This is a genomic window from Thermogutta sp., from assembly GCF_039793925.1.
Classification (GTDB): Bacteria; Planctomycetota; Planctomycetia; order Pirellulales; family Thermoguttaceae; genus Thermogutta.
Window position 1 is genome coordinate 1 of sequence record NZ_JBAMME010000082.1, and the last position, 24,195, is coordinate 24,195.

A 24,195-nucleotide genomic window follows, 5' to 3' on the forward strand; every position below is an offset into this window, starting at 1 on the left:
AGAGAGCCGGCGGCACAGCACGGAACAACGTGTGCCGAAACAATGGCGGGCACGGCATCCAGCTCTCGGACGAGGCAAAGCCCACACTGGAGGGCAACACCTGCGAGGGGAATCAAGGGTCCGGCATCGCCTATTACGACCATGCCGGCGGGACGGCACGCAAGAACGTATGCCGCGGTAATCGGTGGTGTCAGATTGAGAAGTCCGAAGGTGCGAATCCCATTTTGGAGGACAATGACGCGCTACCTGATTGGCTGCGATGGCTGCTTGGTCGTTGAGGGGTGCTGGGTGAGCTCGTCTGATATTCTGCGAGCTTTGTGCTGGCCGTTTGGGCCATGCAAACTGGGACTGACGGTGCATGACCTGCCCAGCCTGCTTTTACCCAAAGGCAGTCCTGCCTTGTTGTTATGTGGGCAAAAGACGTATGTAATGGGGGTAAAAAAACGCAAGGATGCGGCGCGGAAATAGCGCTGCGAGGATTGCGGGCATGCTTTGAAGTCCCGCCCGGAAAAGTCCCGTCTACCGGGCTCGTGGTCTCTTGCCAGATGGCGTAGGATGGAGTGATAGGTCGGGCGGTTGCCGAGGCGCCGATGGGGCGCTTTGTCCCTGTTTAGGGGGCCGGTGCCGGATTCGAGATTGTCACCCCGGCGGTGGGTTGTCCTTTTTCGTGCGAAACGGAAATCGGGCCGATCAGTACCTGTTCGAAGGTTTGGCCACGCGTGACTGAAACTATCACTAACCCACTGTCAATATAACGTCACCCAAAGAAGAACCACTTAGTTTCCCATGAGCGAGCCACTTCCCCAAATTCCTCTTCATCCGAGTTCATTTCCCACCAGAGAACAGATCGAGACCGAGACTCAGTCGGGCGGGGGCCCGCCGCATGAAGCGCCTCGCGGAAAATGCAGCATGATTGCCCTAGGATGTCCCAAAAACCTTGTGGACGGGGAGCGCATCCTCGGGCTGCTCCGCGATGCCGGCTGGGAGCTTGAGCCCAACCCGGAGAAGGCCGATGTCGTCGTGGTCAACACCTGCGGTTTTTTGCGATCCGCTCGGGAGGAATCTTTCGAAGCCATCGAGGAGATGCTCAAGCTGAAAAAGCGGGGCAAGATTCGAGGAATCATCGTGGCGGGGTGTCTGGCAGAACGAGACCGCGATGCCCTTCTCGACCGGTTTCCGGAGGTGGATCAGGTCATTGGCGTCTTCAGCCGGGATGAAATAACCCGCGCGATCGCCCGTATTGAATCCGGGATCCAGGAGCAGCGGACGATCTTTCAGCCGGCGAGTGTCGTTCCGCTGGACGATCGGCGAAGGCTGCGGGTAACGCCGCGTCATCTGGCCTATCTCAAAATCTCTGAGGGCTGCGACCGGCTATGTACGTTCTGCACCATTCCCCATATTCGGGGACGCCACGTGAGCAAGCCGATGGAGCTGGTTCTGGCCGAGGCTCGCGAGCTTGCGGCCGACGGCGTGAAAGAGCTGGTGATCGTTGCTCAGGACACGACCTACTACGGCGTGGACCTCGTGGGACGGCCGCTGCTTGCGGAACTTCTCAGCAAATTGCGAGAGATTTCAGGCTTGAGATGGATCCGGCTCATGTATCTTTACCCGATGTATTTCACGGACGAATTGATCGGGGTGCTTCGCGAAGGCGGTCCGATAATCCCTTATCTGGATCTGCCACTCCAGCATATCAATGACACGGTTTTGCGACGAATGAAACGTCGCGTGACACGTGCCGAAACAGAGGCCCTGCTGATGCGTTTGCGGGAAAGTATTCCCCAGCTCGTTTTGAGGACGACCATGATCGTGGGCTTTCCGGGGGAGACAGAAGCCCAGTTCCAGGAGCTGGTGGAATTCATCAAGAAACAGCGATTCGAGCGGCTAGGAGTTTTTGAGTATTCGCGCGAGCCGGGGACTCCCGCCGCTCGGCTCAAGGATCACCTTCCCCGCCGCGTCATCCGTGCTCGGCGAGAGTATCTGATGGAAGTCCAACAGGAAATCGCGTTTGAATGGGCGCAGTCTCAGGTTGGCCGAAAAATGACGGTCCTGCTTGACCAGCGTCATCCCGGTCAAAAAGATGTCTGGCTGGGACGTACCTACGCGGATGCCCCGGAGATTGACGGCGCTGTCTATGTGACTGGGAAGAACCTATCGGCAGGGCAGTTCGTGGAGTGCGAAATTGTGGCGGCGGAGGGATACGATCTCGTGGCCGCTCCGCTAGTGGAAGATGCAGCCGTCGCTTCTTGAATCAGGGGAGAACTTGGCCATGAACACCCGCACGCGGAGGGAATGGTTGGCCCACAGCGGAGTGACACTGGCGTCAATCGGACTGTCTGGCTTTGTGACCGCTCTGGCCGAGGACAGCACCCATCAGGGCGAAGCACAAGGTGAGCAAAAGAAAGCCCGAAGGCGGCGGTTTCGCGCGGCGCTTTCTTGCTCTGCCATCGGGGTGCAGGCTGACCAAATTCAGACGCTGGAATATGCGGTCAAGTACGGATTCGAAGCAATTGAACCGCAGCCGGAGTTTCTAGCGCGACTTTCTGACGAGGAACTGGGGAAACTACGCGAGAAAATGCAGCTTCATCATGTGGGCTGGTCGGCAGCCGGAGTGCCAGTGGACTTCCGTGGTTCCATTGAGCGCTTTACGGCCACACTGCGAGGATTGCCTAAATACTGTGAAGTTCTCCAACGGGCGGGAGTGGATCGATTGGGCACTTATCTGTCACCGACCTCTCGGGATAAAACGTATCTGGAAAACTTCCGTCTCCATGCTAAGCGGTTGCGAGCGATTGCCGACATCGTGGCTTGCTACGGCCTGCGGTTGGGCCTGGAATACGTCGGGCCGAAAAAATCCTGGAGTGCCGGCCGATACCCGTTCATCCATACCCTCCAAGAAATGAAGGAGCTCATCGCGGAGATCGATCACCCCTGTGTGGGGTTCACCCTGGATAGCTGGCACTGGTACACGGCCGGCGAGACGCGTGAGGATATCCTCAGCCTGAGAGGCAACCAGGTGATTGTGGTCCACCTCAACGATGCCCCTGCCGGTGTTCCGGTGGATGAGCAAGTGGACTCCGTGCGTGATCTTCCCTGCGCGACGGGGGTGATCGATTTGAAAAACTTCCTCTCCGCACTGATGGAGATCGGATTTGATGGACCGGCCTATATTGAGCCCTTCAAGAGAGAGCTGCGCCAGTTGCCACCGGAGGATGCGGTGAGGGTGACGGCCGAAGCCATGCGGAAAACGTTGGCGCTCATCGAGTAAATCAAACGCTGTCCCCAAAAAGGGTGGTCGATATTAGGAACCAGGCCGCAGGCCGCGTGGCTTTATTCCAACCCTGTGGCCTGTTTCACACGCGCCTTCCGGCCGAGACGCTTGAGCCCCTCTGCTGTGACCGATGTGCCGTCGAGAAACACCTCACGAAGTTGCGGTAGCTTTTCCAGGAAAGGAATAGCTGCGTCAGTAATTCCCAGATTGCCGCTCAAATCGAGTGATTCCAGGTGCGGAAGGCTGCTCAGATACTGCACGCCGTTGTCGGTCGCCTGGGTTTGAGCGACATTGAGCTTTCGCAGCGAGAAGAGCGCGGCGACGTGGTTTAGACCGGCGTCAGTGATCAACGTTTGAGCAAGAGAAAGCTCTTCCAACAATGGCATTGAGCGGAGAGCCTCCAGGGCGGAATCATCGACCATTGTCTGCGGAAGATTGAGGACGCGGAGTGATGCGCGGCTACGAAGTTGAGTCAAGAATGTGCCGCGCACAGGCAGGTCCCGCAGAGAAAGCGTGCGTAGTTTCGGCCAGCTTCCCACGGCGGTCGCCAGGGCCTCGTCATTGAGTGACGTACATCGAAAGAGGGTCAGCGACTCCAGCGGTAACAATGCCAGGGCTTGAAGGCCTTTGGCCGTGGCGGGAGATTCTTCGAGCGTAAAACTGGCAAGTCGCGGAAACCGGCCCACAGCGGCCAGACACGTGTCGTCGATGTGGTATCCCCGCAAACGGAGGTCCGCCAATTGCGGCAGTTTTGCCAGACGGGTGAGCACCTGCGCGTTCACGCCGGCGCAGTTTCGCAGGTCCAATAGTCGCAACCGCGGCAGTTGAGCAAGATGCTCCAGCGCGTCGGAGGAAAATTGAGTTTCCAGAAGATAGAGGTGGGTGAGGGCGGGAAAGTCGGCAAGAAGCGTGATGGCCCCGTCCGTCAATTTGACAGAGCGCCGCAAATTGAGTGACCACAGCCGGGGCAGATTCTTCAGCGCGGCAAGCGATGCGTCGTCGATTTGTGTATTTTCCAGCCCCAGTTCTTCCAATGTGGTTTTTTGGGCAAGCTGTCGGACGCCGGCCGGTGTCACGCCGAATCCGGCCACGCGAAATCGCCGAAGGTGTGGCAATTGAACGACCAGAGCAACCTCGGCATCGCTGCCGCTGCGGCGTTCTCCGGCCAGGTCCACGCCAATGAGGCGTCCCTGCTGATCGAACTCCAGGCCGGCCTGGGCTGCCAGAAGCCCATTGATGATCTTTGCGAATTCGGTGGGAATCGCCCGCTTGGCTGCCTCGTCAGAGCCGGTGAGGGCGCGGACCCAATCCAGTTCGCTTGTAGCGGCAGGGCCGCCGGCGATGCGCTCGCCCTGATTCGGAGGGGAAACAACAGCCGCCGAGATGTGCTTATCCTCGCGGCTTTCGGAGGTCTGTCGGTGTGTTACGGGAGGGGCTTCACCCGTGATGGGGCCCTCGTCATCCATTGGCCCACGCCGGCATCCGTGAGCCAAAACGCAGACCAGGGCCGTCAGCAGAATCATCGATGGCGAGGTAAGGCGCATACGCCGGTTCTCAACGCAAGAGGCTCAACGGTGGCAACAGACACCACCGCCGACCGTGGGGCATCTCGCTGAGTGTTGCGCAATTAGCCAGCGCTCTCGGTTTCGCGATCGCTGGTCAGGCCCTGAATGAGCGGTCCTCCAGAGCTGCCCAAACCGCCTTTGAGCTCCTTCTCTTTTTCGCGTTCTTTTTCCTTTTTGGGCTCCGGAGCAGGGGCAGGCTCGGCAGCGGCCTGTTGCTCTTCTTCCGCCCATTCCACACGCTTCCGAGAGAGGCCGATCTTCCGCTCATCTTTGTCGACGCGGAGGATCTTCACCTCGATTTCATCGCCGACTTTGACAACCTCTTCGGGGTTGTCCACCTTGTGATCGGCCAACTCGGAAATGTGTAGCAGTCCTTCCAGACCGTCCTCCAGGCCCACAAAGACACCGAAATTGGTAATCTTGGTGACTGTGCCTTTAACGATCTGGCCCGGCTGGTATTTGGTGGGAATGTAGGTCTCCCAGGGATCTTCCGTCAGTTGTTTGAGGCCCAGAGCAATACGGCGGCGATTCTTGTCCACGGAGAGCACGCGGCACTCGATCTCCTGGCCTTTTTGGAGCACTTCGCTGGGATGTGTGATCTTGCGGGTCCAGGAGAGGTCGCTCACGTGGAGCAGGCCGTCGACTCCCTCTTCCAGCTCCACAAACGCGCCATAATTGGTGATGTTGCGAACGATGCCCTTGACCACGGAACCCACGGGATACCGCTCTTCGACGTTTTCCCAGGGGTTCTGCATGGTCTGCTTGATGCCCAGTGAAATCTCCTGTTTTTCCTTGTCGATGCCGAGGACGACGACCTCCACTTCGTCGCCGACCTGAACCACTTCACTGGGATGGTTGATTCGCCGTGTCCACGACATTTCGCTGATGTGGACCAGGCCTTCAACCCCTTCTTCCAGCTTCACAAAGGCGCCATAATTCATCACGTTGACGACGGTCCCCTTCACACGGCTCCCCACGGGATAGCGGAGCTCGATATCTTCCCAGGGACTGGGGGTCTTCTGTTTGAGGCCAAGGGCGATTTTCTCCTTTTCCCGATTAACGTCGAGAATGACGACTTCGATTTCTTCATCGATGGAGACCATTTCCGAGGGGTGATTGATACGTCCCCAGCTCATGTCGGTGATGTGGAGCAGGCCATCGATCCCGCCCAAGTCCACAAATACGCCGAAATCGGCGATATTCTTGACGACGCCCTTGCGACGTTGACCGACTTCCAGCTCGGCGAGGAGCTGCGCCTTCTTTTCCGCGCGCTCTTGCTCGATGAGCGCCCGTCGGCTGACGACAATATTGCGGCGGGATTCATCAATTTTGAGGACCAGGCACTGCACCGTCCGTCCGATAAATTCCCCAATATCGGCAGGACGACGGATGTCTACCTGGCTGGCGGGCAGAAATACGTTCACGCCGATATCGACCAGAAGACCACCCTTGATCTTTCGGGTGACGATGCCGGTCACCACGTCGCCTTCCTTGACCGTTTCCATCACCCGCATCCAGGCCCGGATTTTCTCCGCCTTGCGCTTGCTGAGGGTGATCATTCCGCGATATTCGTCCCCCAGCCCGTACATGTCCTCGAGTTCTTCCACGAGAACGCTGACGGTTTGCCCCGGCTTCGGCGGTTCTTCGTTGTCCGTCCATTCAGAAAGGGGGACGATCCCCTCGCTCTTGGAGCCTACGTCGACGACCACAAAATCTTTTTCCACCCGGAGAATTCGCCCTTCGACGATTTGATTGACAGCAATTTCCGAGGCCGCCAGCGCGAGGGCTTCAGGATCCATGCCGCCGTACGCGGCTTCCAGCTCTTCCGGAGTGACTTCGACCTGACGAATGAGATTGCGATTAACCATTGGACAAACAACACCCAACTGGAAACAAAAAACGCTGCAGCAAGCGGAGGCGAGGGAGGGAAACTTCGATCTGCGGGAAACGCCGCCGACGCGCGAGCGGTGTTCCAAATATCAACCCCTTTTGAATTGGCAAAAATTCCACGATCCGCATTACCGCTCGGGGTGACCGTCCCACGCCCCATGCGAGGGATACCGCGGACACCCATTAATGGACTCAGTATAACACCATTCACGGCACCCCACAATTGGAACACCGACGGTGGCCCCAAAATTGCCTGGGGCGCTTGGTTCCACCCCGGCCCGGGACGGGATGGAATGCCTCCCGCCAAAGGAAGCCGGGGAAAGCGTCCCTCTCGTGGAGATCCTGAAACGCGTCACTCCAGTGGACGGCTGGACGGGCGAGTACCATTTCCGACCGATCACCTTGGCAAGGCGTCCCATGACCGTGCAGAAACGACAAGAAGAAAGTAAACTTGCATATCGGGCAGGACGGTGGGTCCGCGTCTTCGGCGACCGGACAAAAAACATTCCTCGCTGCCATGTCGAACCAAGACCGGATTGGCGGGGACTTGCACCAAATGAATTGACCTTCCCTCCGGGACCGAATGGAATTTGTCCAAAGCTGGTGACGCGAAAAATCTGTTGGAGAAACCCGGTGGAGAGAGTAATTTCCAAGCTTCAACGGTTTGACCCCACCTCCGAAATGTTGCCGGAGTCAGCCATCAAACTTGACTGAAATATCCCGTCGGCATGACCGATTCGAGCCAGGGAATAGCGGTCCTCGGGTCCACAGGCAGTATTGGTCGAAACGCATTAGAGGTCATTGCGGCCTCGAAAGGCAGGTTGCGCGCCGTGGTTTTGGTGGCGCGTTCCAACACTCAGCTTCTGGAACGACAGGCCCATGAGCACCGGCCACCCCTGGTCGTTGTCACCGATCCGGAAGCAGCGCGGCGGCATGGAGTTTGGGATCTGCCTGCGGAGACCGAGCTTCGGGTCGGTGAGGAGGCCGTGTTGGAGGCCGTAGGCTCGCCGGCAGTGGACCGTGTTCTCTCCGCGTATGTGGGAATAGCTGGGCTTCGGGCGACGTGGAAAGCCGTGGAGGCCGGTAAAACCGTAGCCCTCGCCAATAAAGAAAGTCTTGTCGTGGCAGGGCCGCTTATCACGCAGTTGGCGCGGCAGACGGGTGCCCAAATCCTTCCCGTCGATAGCGAGCATTCCGCTGTGTTCCAGGCGCTGCGCAGCGGTCAGCCCAAAGAAGTCCGGCGCATCATTTTGACGGCAAGCGGCGGGCCGTTCCGCACAAAAAAGAAAGAGGAACTCGCCTCTGTCACGGTGGAAGAAGCGCTGGCGCATCCCACATGGAAGATGGGCCGCAAAATAACGGTGGACTCTGCTACACTGATGAACAAAGCCCTGGAGATCATCGAAGCCCGCTGGCTTTTCGGCGTGACAGCCGATCAGATCGCGGTGGTAATCCACCCGCAGTCGATCGTCCACTCCATGGTGGAATTTGTGGATGGTTCGGTGATCGCCCAGCTCAGCCCGCCGGACATGCGGCTTCCCATCCAGTATGCGCTGTACTATCCGGAACGCTGTCCGGGAATCGCCCGAAAAATGGATTGGTCGCAAGTCCTCGATCTTCGTTTCGAGCCACCGGATCCGGAGCGTTTTCCTGCCATCCGACTGGGGCTCGAAGCGGCGCGCCGCGGGGGAACAGCAGGGGCTGTGCTCAACGCAGCCAACGAGGCGGCGGTAGAATGCTTCTTACAAGGGCGACTCCGATTTGACCAGATTGTTCCAGCCTGCGAGGCCGTGCTGGAATCCCATCCATTTGACCCGGAACCCACACTGGAGCGTATTTTCGAACTGGATTCCTGGGCCCGAAGGGAGATCTCACATTGGACCTGACCAGCTTTTTAATCGTGGCTTTCTTGACAGGATCCGCCTGGCTCTACGTGTTGATGGTGGTGGTAGGGCTGGGGCTGATCATCTTCGTGCACGAACTCGGCCATTTTTTGGTGGCCAAGGCGTGTGGCGTAAAATGTGAAAAGTTTTATCTCGGGTTTGATATTTTTGGCCTGCGGATCGCACGGTTCCGCTGGGGCGAGACCGAGTACGGCATCGGTATCCTTCCTCTCGGTGGATACGTGAAAATGCTCGGTCAGGAGGACAATCCGGCGCGACTGCGTCAGGAACTCGAGCGTGCGAAGTCCGCAGGCTTGGCCCCGGACGCTGTCATCAGCGAAGAGGGCGTGACTGTGGCGGCGGCACAGGCGGCCCTCTATGATCCTCGCAGTTACCTCGCCAAGAGCGTCCCTCAGCGGATGGCCATCATCTCCGCCGGGGTGATCATGAATCTCATCTTCGCTTTTATCGTGGCCGTTATTGCCTTCGCCATCGGTGTGGACGAATTCCCGTGCACGGTGGGACAGGTGGCGCCGGGCGAAGGAGCATGGCGGGCGGGGATTGAGCCGGGCGACAGAATCATCGCTATCAATGGCCGGCAAACACTCAGGTTTCAGGACATCCAGCAGACGATCCCCCTCACACGCCGGGGAGCGGAGGTAACTCTCACTGTGGAGCGGCTCGCCAGGTCCGAGGCCGATCAGCTCGAAAAAAGAGTTTTCGACGTGCGAATCGTGCCGGACCGCATCCGGGTGATACCAACAATTGGCGTCTCCAACGCGTTTACCACAGAATTGGCGGATCCTCCCTGTTTCCCGGGTAGTCCGGCGGCCGGCCTCGGCGACCGGTTGAAGCCGGGTTGGAAAGTGGTTCGCATTAACGATCGCCCCATCGCCGATTATGCGGAGTTGCATCGGCAGTGGGCACTGACCTGGGGCCAGCCGGTCGATATCACACTTGAGTCGCCGGCGGGACCCGAGACAGACCAAAATAAGACGAAAAAAGTCACGCTGCGTCTTGATCCTCTTGCCGTGCGGGACCTGGGGCTTGCGCTGGAATATGGACGGATCGTGGCCGTTCAGGCCGACTCGCCGGCAGCCCAGGCGGGCGTTCAACCGGGGGATGAACTCCTCGCGGTTGAATGTCCTGCGGACATTGATTGGAGCGGCGATATTCTCGAACTTCCCTATGTGCTCCAACAAGCGCTCCGTAAACGGCAGGGTGCGGAAGTCCCCGTCGTCCTTTCCATCCGTCGCTCGGGAGAGGAAGAACCGGCCTCCGCCGATTCCGACATGGCGTTGAAAGCCTCTGCTCAGAGGGCACCGCGGGGGGAGAAGCACACGGTGATCGTCCCGGCTCGGTTGGCCACCACTTTTGCCGAGCTGTATACTCCCGACAGTCCCTGGGAAATCCCTCAGCTTGGAATTGCCATCGAGATTTTGCCAAAGGTTCGAGCGGTTCGGCCAAAGTCCGCCGCGTCCGAAGCGGGGATCCTGCCCGGCGACGTGATTCTGGCCGCCAAAACCATCTCGCCCCAGGCGAACGGTCAGGACGGGCAAACACCCGCCGTCGAGTCGGAGCTCGACGTCCGGTTCGACATCCCGCGAGGTAACAACAAAGCTACCTGGGCCACGTTTTTCCACGAGTTTCAAAAATTTCCGCCCGGGACACAGGTGGAACTCGTGGTTCGTCGGGAAAAAGCAAAGCACGAGGCGCAGGGTGATGAGACCAATCCAGAGGCGGCTAGCCAGGAGTTGACGGTTCGGCTTACGCCCGTTGTTCGGCACAACTGGTTTTTCCCCGATCGGCAGCTCCTCTTTCAGCCCATGACATTTCACATGCGGGCCAGCGGACTGTTTCGGGCCGTGGAAATGGGAGCCAGTGAAACATGGACCTCAGTCACGCTGATCTATCGCATTCTCAATCGGCTGACGCGGGGAGACGTGTCGCCACGGGCACTTGTGGGGCCAATTGGTCTGGTGCAGACGGCCTATCGGGTGGCATCCCAGGGCACGGGCCGATTCCTGCTGTTTCTCACCCTTCTCAGCGCCAACCTGGCGGTCGTCAATTTCCTACCCATTCCCGTCCTGGACGGCGGCCACATGGTCTTTCTCCTGTACGAGGCCATTCGCGGCAAGCCGCCCAGCGAGGCGGTTTATGTCGGGCTTTCCTACCTGGGCCTGGCCATCATACTGGGCATCATGCTGTGGGTTTTTGGGCTCGATTTGGGACTCATCGCCCGCTGATTGCTGAGTACTGAGCAGCAGACATCCCACCGGATCAGCTTGTGCCGGGTGCGGAGTAGCCTTCGCTTCATTTCACACCCGTAGACCTCCGGTGTTATCGACACATGACGGGTCTCCTTGCGACTTTCGCACGCTGAATGCGAGCGATTCTACCCATCTTGCGTAGGGTCTCGAAATTGTTCACGATGACGGTTTACCCTGCGTCCGTTTGTCCACGGAATGAACCGTACTATGTCTCCGCTTTCCCAAAGGATCGTTTTTGGCAGTTTCCTGGCGTGTATCGCCCTGGTGCTGTGCTGGCTGGATGTGAACGCTGGCACTCCGGATGGGTTGTGGTTATTTCCGGCGCTGCTTGTGCTTGTGTTTTTCTCCGGGAACGAAATCGTGGCCCTTTGTCGGGGGGCCGGGGTGGCGCCGCTGGCCTGGCTGGTGCATTTAGGGAATTTTGTGACGATCAGTGCGACGTGGGGGATGGCCCTGTTCTGGCAACGCTGGGAGGCCGCCCATCCCGACCGACTTGCACGGTCGTGGGATATAGCGGCCGTCTCCAGCATGGCCGCCATGATGGCCCTGGCGGGAACGGTGTTTCTCGCTTTCCTGGTGGAAATGCAGCGCTATCGTCGCCCGGGAAGTGCCAATATCAACGTGGCCGGCACGGTTTACGCGGTGTGTTATATTGGGCTGCTGGGCAGTTTTCTGGTGCAACTGCGAATGGCCTTTGGAATGGAGGCCCTGGCGTCCTTCTTGATGATTGTCAAACTGGGGGACACCGGAGCATTCACGGTCGGCAAGTTTCTGGGTCGTCATCGGATGGCGCCGCAGCTCAGCCCGAAAAAGACGATCGAGGGCGCGGTGGGAGCCATCGTGTTCGGTGTGACAGGGGCGCTTGTCGCGTTTTACTGGCTGTTGCCGGTATTTGGGCTGGAAACGATCAAGCCGCGCTGGACGGTCTGCCTTTTGTATGGCGTTCTGCTGGCTGTGGTGGGCATGATCGGCGACCTGGCCGAGTCCCTCATCAAAAGGGATGCGCAACAGAAGGACTCCAGCCGACTCTTGCCCGGTCTGGGTGGGGCGCTCGATCTGATCGACTCCTCCCTGATGGCGGCACCGGTCGCGTATCTTTTCTGGCTTTTTGGATGGCTTCAGCGGTGAAGTTGGGAAAAGGTTTTTTCCGGCCAGGATAGAGAAAAATCCGACTCCTCAGGTTGACCCCGGCCGGAATTGGCCAACTTTTAGTGGTGCTCCTGCGGGCTGTTCCTTTGCCGTTGGCCAGCCGCCATGTGAAAGTGTGGTGACGGAAGCGTGTTGGTAGGTTGCGGGGCCTCTACAAGAACATACTCGGCAAATCCGATGGCATCCCAAAGCACACTCGCCGGGACGTAACCCCGAAGAATAATCCCGGCAAGCATGTAGCAGGGCAGAAGGAGCACCCGCCGCCACAGGAATCGCCTACCAGCCCGCCGAATGATAAACCGGTGTGCCCGGGCAATTTCCATCAGTCGGGGTAAAGATACCAGGGCACGATGCGTGGGATCGTCCCAAAAGTTGAGGCATCCTCGGATGCCGAACCATCCGTTGCGGGCGGGAGGAAAACGCAGCGACCGAGCGGAAGGGATCTCGACATAGAGCAGGCCGCCTGGACGCAGTTTCGGCAAGAGGTCCTGGAATACTTTGACCGGCTGATGGAGATGCTCCAGCACATGGGAGCAAAAGATCACGTCATAGGCAGCATCGGGAATAGCAGTAAGGGCTGCCGGTTGATCAAGATCGATCGGGAAAAAGCGGTCCATGGCGGCCTCGTCGGCGGCGTCTCGATTCCACACCTGGCAATCCACTCCCACGTATCGGCAGGCAGGAAAGTACCGTTTCGTGAGGGAAGGACTGTGGTTGCCGCAGCCGATGTCGAGGACCGTGGCCCCGGGTCGAGAAAGAACGTCGCGCACCGCGAGGAACCGGTGCGGATATTCGAACCACGCATAAATGTCACGCAGCGTTTTCAAGAAGATATTCTTTTTTCGCATGGTGGCTGCTTTTGGGCCCACTACGGAGGCAATCGATCAGTTCCGAAAGATGTGTGATGCGGGCGTGCGGGGATGCCTCCGGGAGGTCGGGGTGATGTCGAAAATAACCGTCGTGCCGCACAATGCGGACGGTCTTCATACCCAGCCGGGCGGCACCCCAAATGTCCCGTCGCGGGTGATCGCCTACAAACACCGCTCGTGAGGGATTGGTTTTCAACGTCCGGCAAGCGGTCAAAAACGGGAGCGGATCGGGTTTCCAGAAAGGACGGCCCAGATCGTCCGTGCAGACAATGACATCCATCATGGAGTCCAAACCCAAGGCGGCGATTTTTCGTCGCTGGACCTCCCGATGTCCATCCGTCACGATAGCCAGCCGAAAATGCCGACAAAGCTGAACGAGAACGTCGCAAGTTTCGGGGGGTATTTCTATTTTGGGGACGTGCGATCGCACCATGCGAACAAGCTCGGGGATCCAGGCTGGGTCGAAGTTCAGACGCCGCGCTGCGTGCTGGAAGACGCGGTCTCGGTCGATTTCCCAGTGAATGTGTTCGAGCAGGGACAGAATCTGATGAGATGAACCCATGCCTCGATCAGCGAGAAACTCCGCAACTGTTGCGAAGGCACTGCGGATGTACGTGATCTCAGAATACAGGGTATCGTCCAGATCGAAAATGATCGCCTCGATCATCGGTCGGGATTTCTGTAGATGGTCATGAGGGACGATGTCGCGACAGTTCATCGCTCTGGCCTTCTCTGTGTGATTGGCGCAACCAGTGCGGACGGGAAACAAGACCATCCGAGTGTGCCTGAGATGGTCCCGGGGACGCGTCGCTGTCTCCGTCATTCTGGAAAACAATTTCCGGTGGTGATGACCTTCGGGCAGTAGGTTCGGGGCAAACTTTCTTGACCTCACCTTGGCGATAGAAAAGATCGCCGAGGAATCGCCACAAATGAAGGCCCGCGACATAGTCGTCAGGATCACCCTGGGCGGTCTGGCCTAGGCTTTCCAGCAACAAGGACCGAAAGAGTCGCCCCCCGGTAGCCTGATTGGAAAGCACAACGGCAGAACCCAGACGGGGATTGACGTCAATAACGGCGGTTTTTTCGCCTGCAATGATTTGAATGTTGACCGGTCCACGATGGCCTTCATGAGCCAGGGCAGCGAGGACCTGGTCCGCCACCCGGGCGACTGCTTCATTCCGGATGGTGCAGGAGCGAAACGCCTCGCCGCCCACGACCTTCTCCCTGATTCGCACCACCCGGACAATGGGCTGGCCCACGCGATTGACGTATCCATCCACGCTATATTCCACTCCTGAGATAAATTCTTCCAGGAACATTCTGCAGTCGGCGAGTACCCGGCGGGCTTCGTCTCTGTTGTGGCAGACGCCAGCACCGATCGAGCCGAATCCCCGGACCTGCTTGGCAAACAAGGGGAAGGGAGCCCGGTCGAGGTCCTCTGGGTGAAAAACCCTGGGCACAGGAATGCCGTGGCGTTTCGCCCATTCCGCAAACCGGAGTTTATCGAAACACAGTTCCGCCACATGGACAGGCGGTGCGATTGCCACGACGCCGATTTCTGCAAAGCGTTCCCGATATGGCGCGAGGGCGAGCGCATCGATATCAATGAGGGGAATCACAACCCGAATTTCGTGGTGCCGACACAACTCAAGCAGGACATGGGGATACGACGAATCGGCAATCGGGGGAACCTGGAAGGTTCCGTCTGCAAATGCCCCGGCTGGTGTAACCGCTTCGCGATCCGCCACATAGATCCTTCCCGTTTGAAACTCGGGGATCTCGCGCATGGCTTCGCGAAGCTGAAGAATGTGCCCCACCCACTTGCCGCCGCAGGTGACTAGGACGTTGTGGTGACACGCATGTCGCATGGGGAACTCCTTAAGCCGCCCGGCGGTCTTGAGAGTGATGGGTTCCTTGGGACTGGGAAGCCATCTCCATCGACACAATGGATTTCTGGTCGGTGGAGACTGCGGCCGGCGTCTCTCCAATAGCGAGACCTGCGGAGAGCTTCCACGTGAGGTCTTCCCGTCCCGGATGCAACCCAAGGTCGTCCACGAGTCTCACATCCTGGCCAGCCCCGTCAAAGAGCATTCCCGTGGGTACCTTCCGAAGTGTCAGCGCCAGAATTTTGAGGTCCAAAAGAAGGCTGAAATGGTCCACGTAGTACACGTCGTAGGCGAGCCGCTCGCTGAACTTCAGGGCATTTCTACCCATGACCTGTGCTAGGCCTGTGATTCCCGGCCGCAGGTTATGACGGCGGGCTTGTTCGGGTGTGTAGCGGGGTAGGTATTCCACAAGCAGTGGCCGCGGACCGATGAGACTCATGTCCCCACGCAGGACGTTCCACAATTCGGGCAGTTCGTCCAGGCTGAAGCGGCGGAGAAACCGTCCCAGCGGCGTCAGGCGTTCTGCGTCGGGCAAAGGCGTGCCGTCGGGGCGGAAGGCGTTGCGCATGGTGCGAAACTTGTAGAGTGTAAAGAGCCGACCGTGGAGACCAGGGCGTACCTGTCGAAAAAGAATGGGCCGACCCATCGTGATCCAGATGGCCAGGGCAATAACCGCCAAAAGCGGCGCCAGGAGAACAAGTGCGACTGCCGCACCGATGACGTCAAACATACGTTTGATCACCAGTTGGACTGTCCTGGATCCTGCCGCCATGGACGATGCTTCCTTGCACATGCCGCAACGTTTTTCAGATGCAATGATGGGAAAGTTTCTTGCTCGGGAGTGCCCGGTTGGGTGGTTAGCCTGGCTGAAAAGCTTACGGGGAACCGCCCCCGCGAATCAAGGTGAGTTTTGGCACGGTCGGTGCTGGGCCATGACATGGCGGAGGATGCCGAGCGCCTCGTCCACATCGCACGAAGTGACATCCAAATGGGTAACCGCCCGAATCCGCTGCGGTGCAGTAGCCAGCATGAGCACGCCGTGCTCTTTGAGAATCTGGGAAAGCTGGGCTGCCGTGCCCCATTCCGGTGCCACGTCGAAGAGAAGAATGTTGGTTTCCACCGGGATGGGCATAAGGGTGAGGAAGGGGATTTCTGCCAATCCCGCGGCCAGTCGCTGGGCATTGGCATGGTCTTCGGCAAGTCGGTCGATGTGGTGTTCCAGAGCGTAGAGCGCGGCCGCGGCGAGAACGCCTGCCTGCCGCATTCCGCCGCCGAGCACCTTGCGGTGCCGTCGCGCTTCAGTAATCAAATCGCTGGGACCCGCGAGGGCCGAGCCAACCGGTGCCCCGAGGCCCTTGCTGAAACAGACGTTGACCGTGTCAAAGAGTTGGGCCCACTGTTGGAGCGGGATTCCTGTGGCCACCGAGGCATTCCAGAGCCGCGCTCCATCCAGATGGAGCGCCAATCGGTTGCGGCGGGCCCAGCTCGTCAGTGTTTCCACAAGCGAAAATGGTTGGATGCGACCGCCTCCCCGATTGTGAGTGTTTTCCAGGGTGAGCAGCCGCGTACGCACAAAGTGGACATTCTGCGGCCGGATCAGTCCCTCCAATTGCTCGGGCCGAATGAGCCCCCAGTCTCCCTGAACAGGGCGAGCAGCAACCCCGCAGATTTGGGCGTAACCACCCTGTTCGTAGTTGTAAATGTGCGAGTCCGCTTCACAGATCATCTCGTCGCCAGGTCGGCAGTGCAGCCGCACCGCGATGAGATTGGACATCGTACCGGACGGCACAAAGAGGGCTGCTTCTTTGTGGAGGAGCTCTGCCACACGCTCTTCGAGCTGGCGGACGGTAGGATCATCGCCTAGAACATCGTCGCCGACCTCGGCGGCTGCCATCGCTGCACGCATGCCGGGAGTTGGCCGCGTGACCGTGTCGCTGCGGAAGTCAAGGATACGCTGGGCCCTCATCGAACGTTCCCCGTAAGCCCGTCTCAGCGGAGCCGGAATCTATTTTGATTTTTTTCTCGCAGAGCGTTCGCCGTGCGGTTTCTTCACGCGTTGTTTCGACGTTTTCGTTCCGTTCAGTCGCTGAGAAAGGGAACGGTGCCGATTTGTTTTGACCGCTTTTTTGCCATTATGAAATCCTGCCAGGGACTCTTCCACGATCCCCGGCGTGGGATGACCGCGGTGGGCGATGAGCCGAAAATCGAGCTGGCGGCGTTCCAGATCGACATGCGCCACGGCCACCTGGACAAGATCTCCCAGACGGAACTGATTGCCCTTGCGCCGGCCGACCAGGGAGTGCGAAGTGCGATCGTAGTCGTAGTAATCGTCCTGAAGGGCTTCCACGGGGATGAAACCGTCCGCGGGGAGAGCAACTCCCTGAACAAACAGCCCATATTTTTCCACGCCCGTGATGATCCCCTCCATCTCCATGCCGATTCGCTCGCTGAGGAAGGAGAGCAGTTTCAATCGGGTCAGCTCCCGCTCGGCTGCCTCGGCACGTTCTTCCCGGTCCGAACAGTGTTCACCCAGCGTGGCCAGTTCTGCAGGGTTGATCCGCGGGTTCTTGCCGAGCAAAAGGGCGTCCACCAAGCGATGAATTGTCAGGTCGGGATAACGTCGGATGGGCGAGGTGAAGTGGCAGTAACATTCACTTGCCAGTGCATAATGGCCTTCTTCCGCGGGACTGTAAATGGCCCGCTGAAGTGACCGCAAAACTGCGTAGTGGACAGCATACTGCTGGGGTTTGCCAGTGGCATATTCCAGCAATCCCTGCAGGCCGAAACGATCCTCCAGATCGCGAGGAGGAAATCCCAACGCCTCCACAAATTCCTGTAACAGACGCAGCTTGCGCTCAGCAGGCGGTTTGTGGATTCGCCGCAGGAAGAGCCAGCCGCGGTCGCGAAGCGTCTCCGCCACGCTTTCATTGGCGGCCAGCATGAATTCCTCGATCATCTGATGGCTTTCCGTGTTCGGTACCAGATGGGCGCCGATCACCCGGCCGCGGCGATCCAGATTCACTTTGACCTCGGGCATAACGAGTTCCAGGGCTCCCCGTTCGCGTCGTCGCTGGCGGAGAATGCGGGCGAGATCGCGCATCCGCAGGAGGAGGTCATGGACCTTGGTGCCCCAGGCTTTCCTGTAGGCTTCCGGATTTTCCAGAAATGCGTCGACCTGCTCGTAGGTGAGCCGCTTGTCACTGCGGATGACCGACCGGTAAATCTTCACGTCGGTTTTGACACCGTCGGGGGTGTATTCAATGTAAACCGACTTCGTGAACCGTAGTTTGCCCGGCTGCAAACTTGCCAGACCGTTGGAAAGCAATTCAGGCAGCATGGGGATGACGCGGTCGGGCAGATAGACACTGGTTGCCCGTTCTCGCGCCTCTCGGTCAATGGCTGAGCCGGCAGGAACGAAATGCGCCACATCAGCGATGTGCACCCCCAAGACCCACGTACCGTCTTCACGGCGCTCGAGCGAAATGGCATCGTCGAAGTCACGCGCATCCTCGGGGTCGATGGTGATGGTGGTTTCCTCAGTCGCATCATAGCGGTCGGGAGGGATAACCTCCTCAAACAGCGCTGCTTGGGCCCGGGCTTCTTCCAGAACTTCGGGAGGAAACTCTTCCGGCAGATTGAATTCCCGCATAATCGTGAGGGTGTCCACCCCCGGCTTCCCCAACGGACCGAGCACTTCCACGATCACGCCTTCCCCATTCCGATGGTGGCTCGGAAAGCGGAGCATCTCGATGACGACCTTGTCGTCCGGGTGGACACCGCGTGCGCCGGGATCTCCCACGTAAATTGGCTGGGCGAATACGGTCCCGTCCACCTGGACAAAACCTTGCCCCTCTTGCTCAAAATAGGTGCCTACGAAGCGGGAATTCTGTCGTTCGACGATTTCCACGATCTGACCGGCCAGGGCGCGTTCTCCCCGCCAACGCCGATGGGCCAGTCTCACCCGCACAAGATCGCCGGTGGAAGCATCCCCCGCCCAATCTGCCGGGATAAAGATATCCTCAGGAGGTTCGGTGTCTCCGGGTTTAGACTTGGGCCGAACAAATCCGTGGCCGGCCTCTTTGCGGCGAAAAACGCCGATAATTTCACCACCCCGAAATGGGGAGTCTTCGGTTTTGCGCTGACCGGCTGGGTAAACCAGGTGTCCCGACCCAAATTCCAGCAGCCCCGCTTTGACCAGCTCTTTGACCGCCTTTTTGACCAGGTGAGCCTCTTCACTCGGGATTTGCAGCGCTTTGGCGATCGCTCGCGGCTTCACCGGTTGGTACTTGGGCGATCGAACATGTTCCAGGATAGCATTTTGCAGTTCTTCCATGGCTTGCTTCATAGGGAATAGTCTCCTCTGTTCGGCCAACTCGACCGATGGCTGGGTGAATTGTACGCGACCAGCGGTGATGGGTGGCGGGAGGCCCCATTCTTCTCACCGTGGTGGGAATGCTCGGACAAGCTCCACAAGGTGGGTAGCGACCAACGCCTTCCGTTTTCGATAAGCGAAAGCCTATCGGGAAACGGAGCATGTGGCTTGTTTTTTGGGAGAAGTCCCGTCGAATTGTTCTTAACATTTCGTTTCCATAAGTATAGGCGCAGGTTTTGCGAATTCAATCCGGTTTGAGATAAGATTTCAATAGTTGCAAATTTGCCGGATGAAAAAGCTCGCAGGCCGAATGGTGCCCGTCTCGCCGGGTAGGACGACGCCCGGTTCGGTTACCGTCTGCCTAAAAAGTACTGGGGAGCCCCGGCCCGTTGCTTGCGCGCTCCCTTACCGCGAGGAACAATCGCTCTGCGGACCCGGCCAGCGAGGATCATCAGGTCCGAAGTAACCCCGGTAAATCTCAGCCGGATATTTCTGCACGTTTTTTTCCATCTTTCGCAGAACGGCCGTCGTGAGATCAATCGCCAATCGGCTGGATAGAGCCAGAAGATAGCAAAACACATCCGCCATTTCATCGGCGACGGCTTCCCGCTGTTCGGGGTTCTGGGCGACCGCTTCCCCCTGTTCCGGAGTGAGCCACTGAAAGTGTTCCATCAACTCGGCAGCCTCCACGGCCAGGGCCATGACGAGGTTTTTCGGTGTGTGGAACGGCTCCCACGCCCGTTCCTGTACAAATTTCTCGACGAGCTCGCGCAGCCGGGCGACTGGCGTATTGGCATCACTGGCGGGAAATTGCGACGCTTCCGAGGACGTCATCGGCTTCATCACCGCAGTTGGAGACCAGGCTTAGAAAGCGGAGCAGCCGCGAAGGCGGGCACTCCGCGGCTGCTCCTAGGGGCTGGGGCAATGGACGACATTTATTATTGCAAAAACCCTAGCGCGGTTCCAGTCCCAGGGCCTTCGCTAGGTTACTTCGGTAGTCCTGTAAATTCAGTTCGTTCCATTCATTAAGCCGTGTGATGCCCGCAGCAGGAATCATGTCAACAAACGGTCGAAAACGTTGTTTGGCGAGCGGGCCGAGGGGCTCTTTCTGGGGGGCGAGCCGGGCACGTTCCAGGATGGCGTAATCCACACTCAACCGACCGATTTTCACCCGCTTCCGCAGCGTCGGATCATCTTTGACCGCGTTCTCTGCTTTTTCCCACAGTTCGTTCGCTTCGACAAGCAATTCGTCCGTGAGGTGGGGATGGGTCGGCGGAATCCAAATGCTGCAGTGGATGTTTTCCTTTTCCACGCGGTCGTGCAGGGCGTCGATGTACTGGCGGATGAAGGGTGCAGCCGCCCCGTAATAGCCCTCCAAAAACTCGTTCATGGCCAGGTTTTCATCGTAGTTGGGGTTCCAGAGAAACTTGGCCGTCATGTACCCGCCCAGGGCCGCCAGCTCACTGTTGGGGGTGTTATAGGTGTCCTGTTCAAAAATCCCTTTCACGTTGTTTTCCACAAAGAGCTTGATATTGTCATTGCGGACCCGCTGGTTGGGAAAGGGTAAAAGGTAGTGCCGGAAATCGGTGACGTAATCCCATACCCACAACCGATTGCAGATTTTTGCCCAGCCTCGCAGGTCTTCCACGAACGCCTTGTTGGCCGGCAGGTCGCAGGTGGCCAGCGGATGGGCAAAGCAGCACTCGATGGAGCACAAACGGATGATCACATTGGGTCGGGGACGCATGGTCTTTGGCGGCTTTCGGGTCCACTGGTAGGCCAGCGTTTCGATGGCCTTATCGGGAAAACGTTTCTCCACCGCCTCCGCCACCCGATTGACCATCTGAAGCACCGGTGCGATCTGACTCTCCTCGGCCTTGGCCAGGGCCTGACATTTTTCGCATTCGCAGTAGTTGTACCAGTCATTTTGGGAGACAGAAAAGACGAACGCGTCGGGATCGCGCTCCATGGCCTTGAGAATCTCCTCGGTGACAATCCGGATGACATCCTCGTTGGTGCAGCAGAGCTGCGTTCTATCTTTCAAACGCTTCCCTTTGACCAGTGCAAAATACTCAGGGTGTTCATCGAAGTATTTTTCCGGGGGCACCAGGCGATTAAAGGTGTGGACGAAAAAGCCGCTTCCGAATCGGATCTTGCCACCGTGTTCTGTTCCCAGCCTGCCTGACGAGGAGTTGACCCGATTCCGGGCACACCAGTCTCCATCGAAGCAGTCGTAGGTGAACGGCTCCCGGTACTCCAGGACGGGAACGATTGTTTCGTCGAGAGGTCCGATGGTCAGGCGATCGTGGTGGGGAATCCGGCTGCAATCCGGGGTGAACCAGCGGCATCCCCAGTGATCTTCGAGCAGGCCATACACGCCGTAGAGCGTGCCCCGCGGCTCCCCACCGGCGATGATGAGCCGTTGGCCGACCGTCTTAATGGTGTACCCTTCTTTGCCCAGCTTTTCCCAGTCGATTTCGATGCCTAGCTCCTGTAATCGCCGAGTGTTGCCAAGCAGGATTTCGTGGTCGGCGACAGGTCGAGTATAGTCTGTGCGAATCGGGAGGTTCGCCCCGGTCATTTCACGGATGAACTTGGCCAGTTCATTCGCGGCATGACGGACGGGTTCACTCGCCTTTTCCGGGATGACAATGTGGTAGGGCGACCGCCCGCCCTCCGCAATGACGAGTTCCTGCCCGTAGGCTGGACAGACGGCCAGCAGTGCGGCAGTGAGTATGAGCGTTTGCATGGGACGTCGAAACATGGTGAGACTCCTCTGCCAAAGAAAGCGAACACCGTTTGCACGTTCCACACAGGCGACTCCCAGAGTACACCTCCCTGCTATCTGCCGCAATAAGGGGGAGCGTCATTCGCAGTCAACGTGAGAACGCCGGGATTCTGCCCACGAAGCGGAAAGGTCATAGAACCCCAGAACGGCGGAGCTCACGAGCAGCTCCCTCCGGAAGTTGGGGAGGGCAGCCTTTTCGTGGCAGGCTCGCCTTGAGGACATCCCTGAATAAGAGGGTGTCATTCCATTATGAAATGGTATTGAAGGGAAAACTCACTGCCAAAGTGGCAGCCGCACTAAATTGATATTGTCACTGAACTGCCTTGTGGTATCTAATGAGTGTCTCGCGGTGGGCACACCGGGAGGGATGATCAACAGGTATCCCGCCGAGAGACAATCCGGTATCTCTTGGAAGCAGTTGACGGATCGCGCACGTTGAGGGAAGTCGAGGGAACACGGAGGTTACCCTGGATCCGAAGTATTGGGTGACCATGGACGGTCGATGCTCGCAGCCAAGCCGGCAGGTGGTGACGGAAGGGGCTTTCTCGCCCGCACTGCCCTGGAATTGGCCGGCCTCCTCGCACCGCGCTTGCTCACCGAGTGGCCAGGGTGGCGACCCCCTCGACGCTCATTCACAGGCGGCGTTTTCGCCTTTCTCTGGAGGGTTTGCCGATGGGCTGTGTGATACTTCGGCCACCGTGCTACAAGTCTCTGCTCTGGGGAGTGATTCTTCTTGGGCAATGTCTGGGGATCCTGGTTGCTTCTTCCCTCGGGGCCGATGAACTTGCCGGTCAGACGGTTCTTTTGGATTTCTACGCGGACTGGTGCGGACCGTGCCAGCAAATGATGCCGGTAGTGGAAGAGCTCCGCCAGGCCGGTTATCCGGTGCGGAAAGTCAACATTGATCGAGAGCCGGCGCTGGCGCGACGCTTTCGCATCAATGCTGTGCCCACCTTTGTGATGATCGTTAACGGGCGAGAGGTGGACCGTATTGTCGGACCGGCCAGTCTTGATCAGCTTCGGCTGCTGTGTCGTTTGGCGCCGCAACGGCCGCCTCAAGCTTCGCCGCCGGTGGTCACTTCGGAAATAGTGGTGAAAACTCCCAACAATGCCAATGTACCCTCGCAGTCTGCCGCGACCGAACTCGGTGTCCCGCGGAAAAGCCTGCCGCCATTTGACCCTCAATGTCGGTTTGCAGCGCCGACGGAGGAAGATCTCATCGCTGCCACGGTGCGGATTCGCATTGAAGATTCTCGAGGTCGATCCACCGGATCGGGAACGATTATCGACGCGCGAGGAGGCGAAGCCTTGATCATCACCTGCGGTCACCTCTTTCGGGAAAGCAAAGGCCAGTTGCCGATTCAGGTGGATCTGTTCGGCCCGCAGCCCGCCGAAAACCTGCCCGCGCAACTCATTCACTACGACGAGAAGCTGGATATTGGTTTTTTGAGTATTCGCCCCAACCAGCCGGTGGTTGTGGCGCGTGTGGCACCGCCGGGATATCCGTTGGCAGTCGGTGATGCCATTTATTCCGTGGGATGCGGAGAAGGGCAGCCGCCGACAGTGTGGAAGGGGAAGGTCACGGCGATCGACAAGTATCTGGGACCGGCCAATATCGAGGCCTCTCGGGCGCCAGTGGTGGGACGCAGCGGAGGTGGTCTCTTTTCCAGCGAAGGCTTTCTCATCGGTGTTTGTAACGCCGCTGATCCACCCCAGGACGAAGGGATCTATCTGGCCCTGCGGGAAATTCATCGCTCGTTGGATCGGCTCAATCTGGCTATGGTCTATCGAACGGACGGAGCTGGTGTGACTCCAGGTACTCTGGTGCAGGCAACACCGGGGCCCGGACCAACCCGCTCGGCAGGGGAATTCGTCAACGGAATACCGGCGTCAGACACCATTCCGCAAAAGATAGCCAGCGCCGCGTCCGAAACCACCGCTCGATCGCAACCTGTGTGGGCTCCGGAAAACACCGCTCGGCCGGCTGCGCCCCAGGAGATGCCGGGTCGTTCTCCCGAGGAGGTGACTTTGGCGGCCGGGTTGCCGTTGCCGATTGCTCTTGGCCAGAACGCTGAGCGTGTGACTTCCCAGCAGGAAAGAGAACCTTCCGATCCGTTTACCCAGGCACTTGCCGCGCCGGTGTCTCATGTTCTGTCCACACGAGCGGAGCCTTTGATGGGACTTTCAGCGGAGGAGCGCGCGGCCTGGGAGGAAATCGCCAGGCGCCGCGCGGCCGGCTACGAGATTGTGTG

Annotated in this window: 17 protein-coding genes; 7 read left to right on the forward strand and 10 right to left on the reverse strand. The window is 58.6% G+C overall.

The annotated features are described in order from the left end of the window. The 3 genes from ABJK56_RS02705 to ABJK56_RS02715 form a co-directional block, all read left to right on the forward strand. Positions 1-278 (forward strand): right-handed parallel beta-helix repeat-containing protein (locus ABJK56_RS02705; RefSeq protein ID WP_347243125.1); only part of this gene is annotated, 278 nt, incomplete at its 5' end. A 631-nt stretch (positions 279-909) separates the two neighbouring features. Continuing rightward, positions 910-2,250, forward strand: a complete 1,341-nt coding sequence (gene rimO / locus ABJK56_RS02710) for a 30S ribosomal protein S12 methylthiotransferase RimO (RefSeq protein ID WP_347243126.1) — start codon at positions 910-912, stop codon at positions 2,248-2,250. A 19-nt stretch (positions 2,251-2,269) separates the two neighbouring features. After that, entirely contained in the window at positions 2,270-3,268 is a 999-nt protein-coding gene (locus tag ABJK56_RS02715; protein WP_347243127.1) for a sugar phosphate isomerase/epimerase family protein, read from the forward strand. Between the two features lie 62 nt (positions 3,269-3,330). On the opposite strand, the gene ABJK56_RS02720 is transcribed toward ABJK56_RS02715, so the two are convergent. Beyond that, positions 3,331-4,815 (reverse strand): hypothetical protein, encoded by a 1,485-nt coding sequence (locus tag ABJK56_RS02720; RefSeq protein WP_347243128.1) that lies wholly within the window; start codon positions 4,813-4,815, stop codon positions 3,331-3,333. Positions 4,816-4,898: 83 nt separating this feature from the next. Further along, complete coding sequence (locus ABJK56_RS02725; RefSeq protein ID WP_347243129.1) at positions 4,899-6,704, reverse strand: 30S ribosomal protein S1; 1,806 nt, start codon at positions 6,702-6,704, stop codon at positions 4,899-4,901. A 750-nt stretch (positions 6,705-7,454) separates the two neighbouring features. Between ABJK56_RS02725 and dxr the strand changes: the two genes are divergently transcribed. The 3 genes from dxr to ABJK56_RS02740 all read left to right on the forward strand — a co-directional run bounded on the left by dxr (position 7,455) and on the right by ABJK56_RS02740 (position 12,007). Next, positions 7,455-8,612, forward strand: coding sequence for a 1-deoxy-D-xylulose-5-phosphate reductoisomerase (dxr, locus tag ABJK56_RS02730; protein ID WP_347243130.1), 1,158 nt, complete (start codon positions 7,455-7,457; stop codon positions 8,610-8,612). Continuing rightward, positions 8,603-10,855 (forward strand): site-2 protease family protein, encoded by a 2,253-nt coding sequence (locus tag ABJK56_RS02735; RefSeq protein ID WP_347243131.1) that lies wholly within the window; start codon positions 8,603-8,605, stop codon positions 10,853-10,855. Before dxr ends, ABJK56_RS02735 begins: the two co-directional genes overlap by 10 nt. A gap of 231 nt (positions 10,856-11,086) precedes the next feature. After that, entirely contained in the window at positions 11,087-12,007 is a 921-nt protein-coding gene (locus ABJK56_RS02740; protein ID WP_347243132.1) for a phosphatidate cytidylyltransferase, read from the forward strand. Positions 12,008-12,087: 80 nt separating this feature from the next. On the opposite strand, the gene ABJK56_RS02745 is transcribed toward ABJK56_RS02740, so the two are convergent. From ABJK56_RS02745 to ABJK56_RS02780, 8 genes are all read right to left on the reverse strand, one after another. Beyond that, the gene (locus ABJK56_RS02745; RefSeq protein WP_347243133.1) at positions 12,088-12,855 is read right to left on the reverse strand and encodes a class I SAM-dependent methyltransferase; all 768 of its coding nucleotides are present in this window, start codon (positions 12,853-12,855) and stop codon (positions 12,088-12,090) included. Beyond that, positions 12,839-13,615, reverse strand: coding sequence for an HAD family hydrolase (locus ABJK56_RS02750; RefSeq protein ID WP_347243134.1), 777 nt, complete (start codon positions 13,613-13,615; stop codon positions 12,839-12,841). The genes ABJK56_RS02745 and ABJK56_RS02750 overlap by 17 nt, the downstream gene beginning before the upstream one ends. Beyond that, positions 13,587-14,765 (reverse strand): ATP-grasp domain-containing protein, encoded by a 1,179-nt coding sequence (locus ABJK56_RS02755; RefSeq protein ID WP_347243135.1) that lies wholly within the window; start codon positions 14,763-14,765, stop codon positions 13,587-13,589. Before ABJK56_RS02755 ends, ABJK56_RS02750 begins: the two co-directional genes overlap by 29 nt. Before the next feature lie 10 nt (positions 14,766-14,775). Next, positions 14,776-15,555, reverse strand: coding sequence for a sugar transferase (locus ABJK56_RS02760; protein ID WP_347243136.1), 780 nt, complete (start codon positions 15,553-15,555; stop codon positions 14,776-14,778). A 126-nt stretch (positions 15,556-15,681) separates the two neighbouring features. After that, a complete protein-coding gene (gene ltaE, locus ABJK56_RS02765; protein WP_347243137.1) occupies positions 15,682-16,749 on the reverse strand; it encodes a low-specificity L-threonine aldolase in 1,068 nt (355 codons plus the stop codon). A gap of 39 nt (positions 16,750-16,788) precedes the next feature. After that, positions 16,789-19,128, reverse strand: coding sequence for a ribonuclease R (rnr, locus tag ABJK56_RS02770; RefSeq protein WP_347243138.1), 2,340 nt, complete (start codon positions 19,126-19,128; stop codon positions 16,789-16,791). A 432-nt stretch (positions 19,129-19,560) separates the two neighbouring features. Continuing rightward, the gene (locus tag ABJK56_RS02775; RefSeq protein ID WP_347243139.1) at positions 19,561-19,989 is read right to left on the reverse strand and encodes a nucleotide pyrophosphohydrolase; all 429 of its coding nucleotides are present in this window, start codon (positions 19,987-19,989) and stop codon (positions 19,561-19,563) included. Between the two features lie 118 nt (positions 19,990-20,107). Next, complete coding sequence (locus ABJK56_RS02780; protein ID WP_347243140.1) at positions 20,108-21,919, reverse strand: DUF4838 domain-containing protein; 1,812 nt, start codon at positions 21,917-21,919, stop codon at positions 20,108-20,110. 696 nt (positions 21,920-22,615) lie between these two features. Between ABJK56_RS02780 and ABJK56_RS02785 the strand changes: the two genes are divergently transcribed. Next, on the forward strand, positions 22,616-24,195 hold a 1,580-nt coding region (locus tag ABJK56_RS02785), incomplete at its 3' end, for a trypsin-like peptidase domain-containing protein (protein ID WP_347243141.1).

Excerpts from the sequence above, each read along its gene's own strand:
- ltaE (WP_347243137.1), bottom strand. The coding sequence starts at position 16,749 with ATGAGGGCCCAGCGTATCCTTGACTTCCGCAGCGACACGGTCACGCGG.
- ABJK56_RS02720 (WP_347243128.1), bottom strand. The coding sequence starts at position 4,815 with ATGCGCCTTACCTCGCCATCGATGATTCTGCTGACGGCCCTGGTCTGC.
- rnr (WP_347243138.1), bottom strand. The coding sequence starts at position 19,128 with ATGAAGCAAGCCATGGAAGAACTGCAAAATGCTATCCTGGAACATGTT.
- ABJK56_RS02760 (WP_347243136.1), bottom strand. The coding sequence starts at position 15,555 with ATGGCGGCAGGATCCAGGACAGTCCAACTGGTGATCAAACGTATGTTT.
- ABJK56_RS02725 (WP_347243129.1), bottom strand. The coding sequence starts at position 6,704 with ATGGTTAATCGCAATCTCATTCGTCAGGTCGAAGTCACTCCGGAAGAG.
- dxr (WP_347243130.1), top strand. The coding sequence starts at position 7,455 with ATGACCGATTCGAGCCAGGGAATAGCGGTCCTCGGGTCCACAGGCAGT.
- rimO (WP_347243126.1), top strand. The coding sequence starts at position 910 with ATGATTGCCCTAGGATGTCCCAAAAACCTTGTGGACGGGGAGCGCATC.
- ABJK56_RS02715 (WP_347243127.1), top strand. The coding sequence starts at position 2,270 with ATGAACACCCGCACGCGGAGGGAATGGTTGGCCCACAGCGGAGTGACA.
- ABJK56_RS02775 (WP_347243139.1), bottom strand. The coding sequence starts at position 19,989 with ATGACGTCCTCGGAAGCGTCGCAATTTCCCGCCAGTGATGCCAATACG.
- ABJK56_RS02780 (WP_347243140.1), bottom strand. The coding sequence starts at position 21,919 with ATGTTTCGACGTCCCATGCAAACGCTCATACTCACTGCCGCACTGCTG.
- ABJK56_RS02740 (WP_347243132.1), top strand. The coding sequence starts at position 11,087 with ATGTCTCCGCTTTCCCAAAGGATCGTTTTTGGCAGTTTCCTGGCGTGT.
- ABJK56_RS02755 (WP_347243135.1), bottom strand. The coding sequence starts at position 14,765 with ATGCGACATGCGTGTCACCACAACGTCCTAGTCACCTGCGGCGGCAAG.
- ABJK56_RS02750 (WP_347243134.1), bottom strand. The coding sequence starts at position 13,615 with ATGAACTGTCGCGACATCGTCCCTCATGACCATCTACAGAAATCCCGA.